Source organism: Gemmatimonadota bacterium (assembly GCA_016704275.1).
Taxonomy (GTDB): domain Bacteria; phylum Gemmatimonadota; class Gemmatimonadetes; order Gemmatimonadales; family GWC2-71-9; genus Palsa-1233.
In genome coordinates this window covers 89,587-101,612 of record JADJAK010000003.1, presented here as the reverse complement: position 1 = coordinate 101,612, position 12,026 = coordinate 89,587, and the positions used below count along the sequence as shown (strand labels likewise).

Below are 12,026 nucleotides of genomic sequence, written 5' to 3'. Positions count from 1 at the left end.
CCGAAGGGCTGCGCAGTCGAAGGACCTCTAACCGTGCGCACCGGAAAGAGGTCCTTCGACTTCGCCCGCTGCGCGGGCTTCGCTCAGGATGACAACTTCCCCCTCACTCCTCACCCCTCACCATTCCCCTACGGCCCTTGAGCCTCCCGCCTCTCGACGGTGCTGACCCCCTTCACCCTTCGGATCGCCTTCAGCACCTTCGCCAGGTGCGGCAGGTTGTCGACTTCGACGAAGATCGTGCCGAAGACCGAGCCGTCCTTCGAGTGGAGGTCGGCGCCACGAATGTTGGTGCCGGTCTGCGAGATCGCCTGCATCACGTCGGCGTAGAGGCCGCGACGGTCCTCGCCGGTGACGACGAGCCGCACCGCGAAGGTCTCGCCGCTCTGCTCCTGCCAGTCGATCTCGACCCGGCGTCCCTCGCCGCCCAGCGTGAGGAGGTTGGGGCAGTCGGCGCGGTGGATCGAGATGCCGCGGCCCTGCGTGACGTACCCCACCACTTCGTCGCCCGGGACCGGTTGGCAGCACTGGGCGTAGCGGATCATCAGGCCGTCGACGCCCTGGATCTTGATGCCGCGGCCAAGGCGGAAACGATCGACGACGCGGCCGAAGATCGTCGCCGGCTTCTCCTGCAAGGCATCGGGCGCCAGGTCCGGGAAGAGCGCGCGCATCACCTGACCAATCGCGAGATCGCCGCGACCGAGTGAGACCTCGAGTGCGGTGCCATCCATCAGGTTGAGGGTGATCCCCGCCTGATGCATCGCCTCGGCCGACGGCGCCTCGAGTCGGCGGCGCTTCAGCTCACGCGTGAGGATCTCGCGGCCGAGCTGCGACGACACCGCCTCCTCTTCCTGCCGGATCCACTGCTTGATCTTGCTGCGCGCTCGGCCAGTGCGGACGTGCGCGAGCCAGTCGCGCGACGGCTTGGCCTGCGGCGAGGTGAGGATCTCGACGGTGTCGCCGTTCTTGAGCTCGCGGTGGAGCGGCGCGATCCGGCCGTTGACCTTGGCGCCCTGGGTGCGGAAGCCGACGTCGGTGTGGACGTGGAAGGCGAAGTCGATCGCGGTGGCGCCCTTCGGCAGCTGCTTCACGTCGCCCTGCGGCGTGAAGATGAAGATCTCGTCGTGGTAGAGGTCGACCTTGAGGAACTCGAGGAAGTCCTCGGCCGACGCGCTCTCCTGCTGGAGCTCCATCAGCTGCCGGAACCACCCGAGCTGCTGGTCCAATTCCTCGCCGCTGTTGAGCGTCTTGTAGAGCCAGTGCGCCGCGATGCCGTACTCGGCGGTGCGGTGCATCTCCTGCGTGCGGATCTGGATCTCGAACAGCTGGCCGTTCGGCCCGAAGATGGTGGTGTGCAGCGACTGGTAGCCGTTCGACTTGGGACTCGCGATGTAGTCCTTGATCCGTTCCTGGAGCGGCGTCCAGCGGTGGTGGATCACGCCGAGGACGTGATAGCACTCGGGGACGGTCTGGACGGTGACGCGCATCGCCATGAGGTCGTAGATCTCCTCGAACGGCTTGCCGCGCTTCTTCATCTTCTGGTAAATGGACCAGAGGTGCTTCGGCCGGCCGGAGACGTCGGACCATTGGATCCCGGCGCGGCGGAGTTCCTGTTCGAGCGGGGTGCGGAGGCCGGCGATCATCTCCTCGCGCTGCGCGCGCTTGGCGGCGACCTGCACGGCGAGCGCCTGATATTCGTCGGGCTCGAGGAACTTGAACGCCAGGTCTTCGAGTTCCGCCTTGACGTTCGCCATGCCGAAGCGGTGGGCCAGCGGCGCGTAGATCTCGCGCGTCTCGGTGGCGATCCGTTCGCGACGCGCCTGCTGCAGGTGCTCGAGCGTCCGCATGTTGTGGAGGCGGTCGGCGAGCTTGATGATGATGACGCGCGCGTCCTTCGCCACCGAGAGCAGCAGCTTGCGGTAGTTCTCGGACTGCTCCTCGACGGATGACCTGAACGAGAGCGAGGAGATCTTGGTGAGGCCATCGACCAGGCCGGCGACTTCGGGGCCGAACTCGCGTGCGATGTCATCGGTGCTGATGTCGGAGTCTTCGACGACGTCGTGGAGCAGCGCGGCGCAGATCGAGGTGGTGTCGACCAGGAGGCTGGCGAGGATCGACGCGACGGCGATCGAGTGCTCGACGAAGTCTTCGCCGCTCATCCGCTTCTGTCCCCGGTGGGCGGCGGCCGAATACCGGAGGGCGCGGTCGATCAGGGCAATGTCGAGCCGGTCGGCGTGCTTCTCCAGGGTGGCGAAGAAGCCCGGCGAGAGGTCGGAGAGGTCGGCCGCGGGAGTCGGGGACATGCCTGACAATGGCGGGGCCCGGGCGTGGCGTCAACAACCGTAGCTGTCATCCTGAGCGGAGCCCGCGTAGCGGGCGCAGTCGAAGGACCTCTCGATTCGCCTCTCCCCGCCCCCGCAGGGCGGCGGGGCCTCCGAACTCGCTGTCCTCGGTACCCCAACGGATTGTCATCCTGAGCGGAGCGACGGCGTAGCCGGCCGGAGTCCAGCGTTCGCCGGGTGACCATCCGGTCTCGCCACCGGCCGGCGCGCCCCGGCGTGCGAGGTCGGCCCCAGGGCGTCAGCGGCCCGGAGGGCCCGGGGGGCGCACGGGTCGGGGCTCGCTGACGCTGCGGTCCGACGTCGCACGCCGGTGGGTCGCCGCCCCGTTGGACAGATGGTCGCCCGGCGAGCGACTGGACGGTCCTCGCGTCAACGACCCCGACTCCGCGCGCCCCTTCGATCGATCATCGATCATCGACCATCGATCATCGATCATCGTCCCCTATAGCAATCCCGCCGTCGCAAAGCTCGTAAACCGATCCCCCGCAATGATCACATGGTCATACACCGGCAGGTCGAGCAGCTGCCCCGCCGCCACCAGCTGCCGCGTCACCGCCCGATCCTCGGGGGACGGCGTCGGGTCGCCACTCGGATGGTTGTGCACCAGGATGATCCCTGCCGCCGCCTCGGCGATCGCCGCGCGGAAGACCTCGCGCGGATGCACCAGCGACGAGTCAATCAGTCCACGGGTGACCAGCACGTCGCGGAGCACGCGCGACCGGGTGTCGAGCGCCAGCAGGTGGAACTCCTCGACGGGGAGGTCGCGAAGTCGGTCACCAACGAAGCGGGCAACGTCGGCCGGTTCGCGGATGCGTGGCGCAGCGGGGCGTGCCTCGCGTGCGAGTCGACCGGCGAGTTCAAACGCGGCGAGGAGGCGGGCGGCCTTCGCCTCGCCCACGCCGGCGGTCTTCATCAGTTCGGCGCCGGGCCGTGCTGCGAGTCGGCGCAGCCCGCCATCGGCGGCGTGCAACAACTGTTCGGCGGTGGCGAGCGCGTCCTGTTCACCGGAGCCGGTGCCGAGGAGGATGGCGAGGAGTTCGCGGACATTGAGGGCGGCGGGGCCGAGGCGCCAGAGGCGTTCGCGGGGGCGGTCATGATCGGCGAGGAGGGTGGGCATGCCGCAAGGTGGCGGCGTGGGTGTGCGGGGAACGGCGCGAACGAGCGCACGGGGTGGCGGGATGGGGCGTTAGCGGCGCCCGTCGTTCTTCATGCGACGAAGCTGAGCGTCGGTCAACGGTGGAACATGAAGCTTCGCGCGATGCTCCCGGAGCCGCGATATGAGTGCAGTCGTCTCCACCCACTGCTCGAGGGCGGCGACAGCCTCCTCGCTCAAGCTGCGATTGTTCTCGACAGCGAGGGCGGTCAGTCGTTCGATCAGGGATTCAGGGACTCCGACCAACTCCAGGGTGGCCATCACTCCTCCTCGGGTCGTCGCCGTGGTGTTCGAGTGGCTCGTCACAACGAACGGTAGTTGGCGCTGTTGGATGCCGAGGATTGTGATTCGAGATGCGCGCCCATGCAAGGGATCTGGACGATGGGCCCAGGAATCCCCAGGATCCACGGCGCGGTGCGGTACCGACTAATGCGACCAAGTGCGGTCTGACCAATGCCAACACCGAGTGTCGACCGCCCTGCCCGCCTGCTACCGCCGCAACGCTGCCCGGTGCAGCACCAGGAAGCGATCGCCATCTGGGGTCGACTGCTTTGATGCGATCATGTTGCGCCCCAGCGCGTAGGAGACCTGTTGGGGCACCTGTTGCGAGACGAGCAACTGGCGCTTCTTAAGATCGATCACCTCGATCACGCCTTCGAGGTAGAGCCCAGGGTTGTCTAGGCGGCGCACCTTGCGCCCCCCTTCCCCGGCGGTCGCTTCCTTGCTGAACGCCTGTGCCCATGTTGGCGCGGCGCGCTGGATCAGCAGCCAGAGCAGGTCCTGGTCATCGACCCAGGCATCGTACACGAGTGGCGTTGGCGGCGTGTCGGGAATGCCGGCCACATAACTCTCATAGGGGGAGAACCACTTCGCGACCCGTTCGAATCGCGTGGTAAGCTGGTCGCGACGATCATAGATCTCAGCTGCGAGCTGATAGACGCGCGGAATCACGATCGCGCCGCCCTTGTACGGCAGCACAATGCGATCGAAGCGGAACGGATCCCCGGGATCCTTGGTGGCGTTCGCGCTGCCAAAGCTGCTGAGCACAGAGTCAAGCCGCACGCGGTGCACCGGAAGCGGCGGTGTCTTGCTCCCTGGCGCCGGCTTGACGAGCCTCCCCAGCGCGAAGCCTCCGGTGCCGGAGGTCGGGACGAAAATCGGTACCCCGGCGATCACACGTTCGCTGCGGACGAGGCGGCCGCCTTTGGTCAGCAGCGTCAGCCGGGCGAGTTCCTGATCCCAGATCACGATCGAGTCGCCAGGGAGCACGCCGATCCGATCGGCCCGCTGGAACTCCCCAGGCCCGGACCCTTGCCGCCCGCTCCGCCAGATGATCCGCCCGGAGGGGTGCACACCCCAGACGCCGAGCGGCTTCGCGGGAGTCACGACGATCAGGGTGTCGCTGATCGCCCTGAGCTCGCCGAATCCTTTCGCGTCGTCGAGCGGTCCGCCGTCGCCGCCGAGCTTCCCGACCGAGGTGAGTTCGACGCGGCAGGTGGCGCAGGTGGGGGCGGTGAGGATGACGGGGCGTGGGGCAGTCCCCTGGCCGACCACGGGAGGCGCGGCGAGGAGCGTGACCATCAACCATGAGATTCCGAGAGGGGCGGTGCGCATTGTTGATCCTCAGGGGTACGGTGGATTCGGCACGAAACAATTGAGAAAGGGTGACCTTCGGGCAGCAACACTTGGTGCCTCATGGCCGCGATCGACGTCGCTACCGCACCACCAACCGCGCACTCCGCCGGTCACTCGCGCCCGTGGCGGCGTGCCGCACGGCGACCTCCAGCACGTACTCGCCGGGATCCAGGCGCGAAATGTCGACCTCCTGTTGGAGCTCGTTGAGCCCGGCCGCAAGCGCGCGCTTGAAGCCGACGGTGAGTTCGACCTTTCGCTCCTTTCCGGGAGTTGAGGGCCGGGCAATGACGACCTCAACGGCCACGCCATCGGCTCGGGACACGGCCGACCGCGCCTGGACGTAGAGCGCCACCGGTTCCTTCTGGTTGAATCCCTGCAGTGGCACCAATGGGAGCACGAGTTCCCCATCCTCCCAATTCAGCTTCTGCGACGGGGCGCCGAGGACGACGTCGCTGAGCACCAGCGGCCCTGTCGCGAGCGGGGCGTGCTGCTCCTCGTAGTAGCGGCCGCCGCGATCCGGCCCCTGGGAGAGGACAATGCTCCATGCCGACAATGCTGATGTCCCGGGCAATGCCATCACCCCGGTCAGGTACACATCCCTGCCCGCACCGGAGGGCTTCCGGACTCGACGGGTGATGGTGGAGTCGAAGCGCACCGCGGCAGTGCCGTCCCAGCTCTGCGCCGCCACGCGGAGCGGCTGCAGCAACGAATCGCCCGGCAGCGTCGCCATGTCCGACAACCGGACCGCATACGGGATGACGGTGACGGGTTGCCCGGTGCTCGGCCGCCAGAGCGCATACGCGTTCGCCATCACCCGGAGCTGGTTCGCCGGCTGACTCGAGTTGTTGTCCTTGGTCGTGGCGGTCGCGAGGAACTCGCGGTCCTGACCCCGGATGGTCTCGAGGTTCTCCGGCTTGAGCCTCCCATGCACCGCCTCCGCCGTTTCCTGACAGCGCCGCACATCCACGTCGCAGAGGTAGTCCCCGAGGACGCCGGTGACGAGACGGGTCGCCTCGAGGGTCCCGGTAAAGGCCTCGCTCTCGAAGTGCACCAGCAGTTTCTTGTCATCGATCACGTACAACCACACCTCTCGCATCGTGAACTTCCCGATCCGCGGAATGCGCTGGACCGGCTGCCCATAGCGGAGGTAGACGACCCCACGATCATCGAGATCGACCTGCCACCGTGGGAACTCGCGTAGCGGGCGCGCCGGGACGCTGTGGGGAAACGAATCATTCGGGTTGTACACATCGCCGGGGAGACCATCCTTGATCCGCGCGCCACGCAAGCGGTCGGCGATGCTATCCGGGATGATGACCGTGGCGGGCAGGGTCCGGATGCGCTCGCGTTGGGACTTCGGCATCTGCATCGCGAAGTGCGCCGTGGCATAGTCCAGCCGACGAAAATGCTCCACGGCCCTGGCGCCCGATCGACGACCATCGCGGACATCCCGACTGGCGATCAAATCGGCAACCATTTGCGTCCGCCGATCCCCAGCCGCCGAGTCCACGCGTGCCTGCTCGACGGGCGAGAGGAACCACTGCAACTGCCATCTGAGCAGCTCCCAGTCCTCGGCAGTGCGCACCGCGCGTACGGCCGCACCGAATGCGCGGCTGGTGGTCACGGTGTCTCCTGCCCCGGCGGCGGCACGTGCCACCGCGAGCTGGTGGAAGGTGGAATCCCGACCACTCGCGAGGCCCGCCTCGCCGCAACCGCGAGCCGTCGGCAGATCACCGACCCAAAACGCGGCCGTGCTGCACCCCCTAAGCGCATCACGGTCGAGCACGCCGCCCTCGGCACCCCGCAGCAGCGCCCGGCCGACCGCGCCGAGTGAGTCGGCGTACCAGTCGTCGAGGACGATCTGGCCCAGGAGCGTCAGCGTGAGAGAATCCGTTGGTCCGGTGCGCAGCGCCTGGAGGTAGGCATTGATTGCGCCCTGGTGCCAGCTCGTGCCGGCGATCATCAGCGCCCCTTCGCGACCCTTGTGGCCCAAGAGGTCGAGCGCCTGACGAATGCACCCGAGCTCGCGCCAGAACCCCGCCGTCGATTCGCGCTGCCGGCGGTCGAAGGTGGCGAGGCGTTCGCGCTCGAGCAGTTCGCTCGACGAGAGCGACACGATCGCGGCACAACCCGCCGACGGCGAGGGCGTGAGCGCCTGGGAGGCGAGCGGCCGGGCCGCCCCGACGGCCAAGGCGACGAGGAGCGGCAGCGCGCGCTGGAGGGCGTGACACAGGCTCGTCAGGGGGAGCTCCCGGGTCGGAGGCGAAGCGGACTACCCTCCCAGTATCACCCCATTCCCTGCGTTGCGGAAGCTGGCGGCGCCACGCAACGGATCAGCGCACCCTCCACCGCACCAGCGTCTCCTGACCGTCCGGCGCCACCGCAATCCCCCACGCGAACGCCCCCGCAAAGACATGCATCCTGGAGTGCAGCGGGAGTTGCGCCTCGCCAAGGAAGGTCCCGTCGACCAGGAACGCCGCAAAGACCGGCGACTCGAACCACTCGCGAATCGGCGAGGGTGGGTCTTTGACCCCCGGAAATGCCTCGCGGGGTGTATCGCGCACGGCCGCGACATGGAGCCGCAGCCAGATCGTCCCGTCGTGCGCACGCGCGACAGCAAAGAAGGCTGACTTGGTATTCGCGAAACTCGGCGCCGGCGGAGGAACGGAACCCTGGTACCAGCCTCTGATGGCGGTCCACTCCTTCCGCTCCGCCGCGGTCACCGGGACAGGGTCAGTCGGATGCTCGACAAGCACATCTCGGCCCACGCGCGATCGCAGCAGAAATGCGAGACGGTCGGCACCGGAGATGAAGAGGGTCCCATCCTCGAACGGTAACGTGACATCCCATGGATCGAATTCCCGCGGCACCTGGTAGTCACGCCATGTGCGTTGCGCGTGAACCGTGTCCAACACCGCGCCGGATGGACTCAGGTGCAGGAAACCGAAGGCCGAAAAGTCCGTGTGCCACGGAACGAACTGCCGCCGCGGACGACCCAGGCCGGCGCGGACGTAGATCGACCCGTTCGCGCCCGCGAGAAGGTTCGGCTCCGGGCCGACCGGGATCGCGGAGAGTGGGATGGCGGGCAGCACCTCGCCCTTTGCACCCCAGCGATCGATCCGCGAGTTCCCCGTGTCAAGAAAGAGGATCGTGCCGTCCGCCTGCACAGCGAGACACGTCGTGAGTTGCGTCGCTCGATATTCACCTGGCCCCGCACCAAGGCGGCCCAGCGTGCGTCGGGTGGTCCCGTCCGCATTGATCACGAATAGTGTCGGACCATCGAGACCCTTCGCGTCGTAGACGACCACGCCGCCATCAGGCAACGCGCTGATGCAATCGATGCGACCGAACTCCTCTTGGTCACGTGGGCCCGAGAGCCGTCGGAGCTCGACGGCTCGCTTCGGTGGCCCCCAGCGGCCAGGCCCAGTGGTGCGGAGGACCAACGTGTCGCCGCGCTGAAGCCTGACGACGCCCTGAGCCCAGGAAACACCCGGCAAGAGGGCGATGAGGCTGACTGCCCGGATCCAGACCAAAACGCTCATGGGACCGCCGGCATGAGGAGGCGTGGGTGGACGATCTCGGATAATACCCACAATCGGATTGCGACAACCGGTGGCGGCGCCACTCCCGGAATGCAGCGAAGCCGCCTTGCGGCGGCTTCATTCAGGATCTTTGCGGATGGCGCGGATTGACATCCGCGCCTGAGAACCGCGCCTGAAGACGGCGCCTGAAAGGCTACGCCCCCGCCCCATGACACTTCTTGTACTTCTTCCCGCTCCCGCACGGGCACGGATCGTTCCGGCCGATCGCGGGGTCCGGCGCACCACCCGTCTGATCGCCAAACGCGTGCGACAACCCCTGCCCGCCCGGCGTCGTGATCTTCGGCACCACCGTCGGACCGACGGTCCGCGTGACCGGCCCGTTGAACAAGTCATCCGTCGACGGCGCGTTGAGTACCGGCGGCGCCATCACCGGCGGCGGTGGCGGCGGCGGTCCATCGGCGCTCACCTGGATCTTCAGGTAACGCTCCGAGAAGGTCGCCTGGATGTCGCGGAGGAGATCCTCGAACATGTCGAAGGCCTCCTTCTTGTACTCGACCAGCGGATCCTTCTGGCCGTATGCCCGATACTGAATGGCGTTGCGCAGCTGGTCCAGATCGTACAAGTGGTCCTTCCACTTCTCGTCGAGCACCGAGAGCGTCACCTGCGACAAGACCTGCAGGTCCACTTCCGGAATCCCGATCTTGCCACCGAACTCCTGCAGATAGTCGACCTTCCGCTGGAAGGCCTCCTCGCCCGCCGCCACCGCCGCCTCGATCACCGCCTCGCGCGTCGGCGTCGCGTCGGCATCCTTCACCGCATCGGCCGGCACCAGGAACTGGAGCAGCAACGACTCGTGCAGCCCCACCCGGTCGAACTCCTCCGGACGCTCCGCGTCGGCGAGGTAGTTCTCCGCCGCCTTGGTCAGCGCCGCACGGATCATCTTGAGCGCCTCGGCCTGCAGCTCCGCCCCACGCTCCAGCGCGAAGAGCCGCGTCGAGTAGATCACCTCGCGCTGCTGGTTCATCACGTCGTCGTAGTCGAGCAGCCGCTTCCGCTGCTGGAAGTTCTGCAACTCGACCCGCTTCTGCGCCGACTCGATCGCCGCGGTGATCAGCTTGCCCGTGATCACCTCGCCCTCTTCGGCGCCACCCTTGTCCATCATCCGGGCAATGCGGTCCGACCCGAAGAGCCGCATCAGGTCGTCTTCGAGCGAGAGGAAGAAGAGCGAGACACCGGGGTCGCCCTGACGGCCCGACCGACCACGCAACTGCCGGTCAATACGCCGCGACTCGTGCCGCTCGGTGCCGATGATGTGCAGCCCCGCTTCCGACGCGGTGAGGTCGAGCGCCGGATCGAGTTTGATGTCGGTACCGCGGCCGGCCATGTTGGTCGCGATCGTGATCGCCCCCTTCATGCCTGCCTTCGCGACGATCTCGGCTTCGCGCTGGTGATACTTGGCGTTGAGCACCTCGTGCACCAGCCCGCGCCGCTGCAACTGCCGCGACAACGTCTCCGAGATGTCCACCGACGTGGTGCCGATCAGCACCGGCATCCCCGTCTTGTGGATCCGCTCGACTTCCTCCGCCACCGCGTTGAACTTCTCGCGCCGCGTCTTGTAGATCTGGTCGACATGGTCGGTCCGGCGAATCGGCCGGTTGGTCGGGATCACCGACACCTCGAGGCCGTAGATCGAGTAGAACTCGGTCTCCTCGGTCTCGGCGGTACCAGTCATGCCCGCCAGCTTCTCGAACATCCGGAAGTAGTTCTGGATCGTGATCGTCGCGAAGGTCTGCGTCTCGCCCTTCACCACGACGCCTTCCTTCGCCTCGACGGCCTGGTGCAGCCCGTCCGACCAGCGCCGGCCATGCATGATGCGGCCGGTGAACTCGTCGACGATGAGGACCTGCCCCTCCTGCACGATGTACTCGGTCTCGCGCTCGTAGAGGGCGTGCGCCTGCAGCAGCTTGTGGATCACGTGCAGCTGCTCGCTCTTGGCCGCGTAGTCCGCTTCCATCTGGCGGCGCAGCTCGGCGCGCTCCTCGAGGCTCTTCGACTCATCGTGCTCGAGCTGGTGGATCTCGAGCGAGAGGTCGGGAACGAGGAAGAGATCGGGGTCGTTCGGCGACAACGCCGCCGCGCCGCGATCGGTGAGGTGCACCGAGTGCCCCTTCTCGTCAAGGACGAAGAAAAGCGACTCCTCGATGTTCCGCATCGACTGCTGCTTGGTCGGCAGCTTGCGGTCCGCCAGGTAGTCCAGCTCGGCACGCTGCACCAACTGCTTCACGCCAGTCTCATTCAGCAGCTTGGCGAGCTTCTTGTTCTTCGGGCCACCCATCTGCGCCTGATAGAGGATGACGCCCGCGTCGTGCTTCTTTTTCTCGTCCTCCAGCAGCTTCTCGCCTTCGGCCACCAGCCCCGAGACAACCTCGTTCTGGCGGCGCACCATCTCGGCGACCTTCGGATTGAAGCCGCGGTAGTGCACCGAGTCTTCGTCACCCACCGGCCCGGAGATGATCAGCGGCGTCCGCGCTTCGTCGATGAGGATCGAGTCGACCTCGTCGATCATCGCGTAGACGTACTCGCGCTGCACCCGCTGCTCGAGCGAGAAGACCATGTTGTCGCGCAGGTAGTCGAAGCCGAACTCGTTGTTCGTGCCGTAGGTGATGTCGGCGAGGTAGGCGTCGCGACGCTGCTGCGACGACGGCTCGGTGTCATCGAGGCAGGCGACGGTCAGGCCGAGCCAGCGGTAGAGGTGCCCCATCCACTGCGAGTCGCGGCGGGCGAGGTAGTTGTTGACGGTGACGAGGTGCGCGCCGCGCCCGGTGAGGGCGTTCAGGTAGAGCGGCAGCGTGGCGACGAGCGTCTTGCCTTCGCCGGTCGCCATTTCGGCGATCCGCCCCTGGTGCAGCGCGATGCCGCCGATGAGCTGCACGTCGTACGGCACCATGTTCCACTGGATCGGCTGACCGGTCACGTCGACGGTGGTCCCCACCAGTCGGCGACACGCCTCGCGCACCGCGGCGAACGCCTCGGGGAGGAGATCGTCGAGGGTCTGGTTGACCTCGTTCTTCCAGGTGACTTCGGCCTTCTGCAGCAGCTGGTCGAGCGCGTCGCGCTCCACCGGATCGGGGCAGCCGTGCTTCTCGGCCCGCAGCCGCTCGACCTCGGCGCGCAGGGCGTCGGTCCGCTCGGCGAGGATCGCACGGAAGCGCTGCGTTTCAGCCTGCACCCCGGCATCGTCCAGCGCCTTGAGCCGATCCTCATGACTCTTGATCTGATTGAGGATAGGCTGCAGGCGCTTGACCTCACGCGCCTGCCGCGTGCCGAATACCGATTCCACGAGCCGCTTGATCATCC

Annotated in this window: 7 protein-coding genes; all 7 read right to left on the bottom strand. The window is 67.0% G+C overall.

Annotated elements, in window-relative coordinates:
* Nucleotides 1-128 precede the first annotated feature (128 nt).
* Entirely contained in the window at nucleotides 129-2,300 is a 2,172-nt protein-coding gene (locus tag IPG05_08010; GenBank protein ID MBK6495033.1) for a bifunctional (p)ppGpp synthetase/guanosine-3',5'-bis(diphosphate) 3'-pyrophosphohydrolase, read from the bottom strand.
* 481 nt (nucleotides 2,301-2,781) lie between these two features.
* Nucleotides 2,782-3,456, bottom strand: coding sequence for a DNA repair protein RadC (radC, locus tag IPG05_08005; protein ID MBK6495032.1), 675 nt, complete (start codon nucleotides 3,454-3,456; stop codon nucleotides 2,782-2,784).
* Nucleotides 3,457-3,525: 69 nt separating this feature from the next.
* Nucleotides 3,526-3,753: a hypothetical protein gene (locus IPG05_08000; GenBank protein MBK6495031.1), complete on the bottom strand. Its 228-nt coding sequence runs from the start codon at nucleotides 3,751-3,753 to the stop codon at nucleotides 3,526-3,528.
* Between the two features lie 228 nt (nucleotides 3,754-3,981).
* Complete coding sequence (locus tag IPG05_07995) at nucleotides 3,982-5,073, bottom strand: hypothetical protein (GenBank protein MBK6495030.1); 1,092 nt, start codon at nucleotides 5,071-5,073, stop codon at nucleotides 3,982-3,984.
* 133 nt (nucleotides 5,074-5,206) lie between these two features.
* Entirely contained in the window at nucleotides 5,207-7,318 is a 2,112-nt protein-coding gene (locus IPG05_07990) for a hypothetical protein (protein ID MBK6495029.1), read from the bottom strand.
* A gap of 142 nt (nucleotides 7,319-7,460) precedes the next feature.
* Nucleotides 7,461-8,450, bottom strand: a complete 990-nt coding sequence (locus tag IPG05_07985) for a hypothetical protein (protein ID MBK6495028.1) — start codon at nucleotides 8,448-8,450, stop codon at nucleotides 7,461-7,463.
* A 412-nt stretch (nucleotides 8,451-8,862) separates the two neighbouring features.
* Nucleotides 8,863-12,024 (bottom strand): preprotein translocase subunit SecA, encoded by a 3,162-nt coding sequence (gene secA, locus IPG05_07980; GenBank protein MBK6495027.1) that lies wholly within the window; start codon nucleotides 12,022-12,024, stop codon nucleotides 8,863-8,865.
* Between the last annotated feature and the right edge of the window lie 2 nt (nucleotides 12,025-12,026).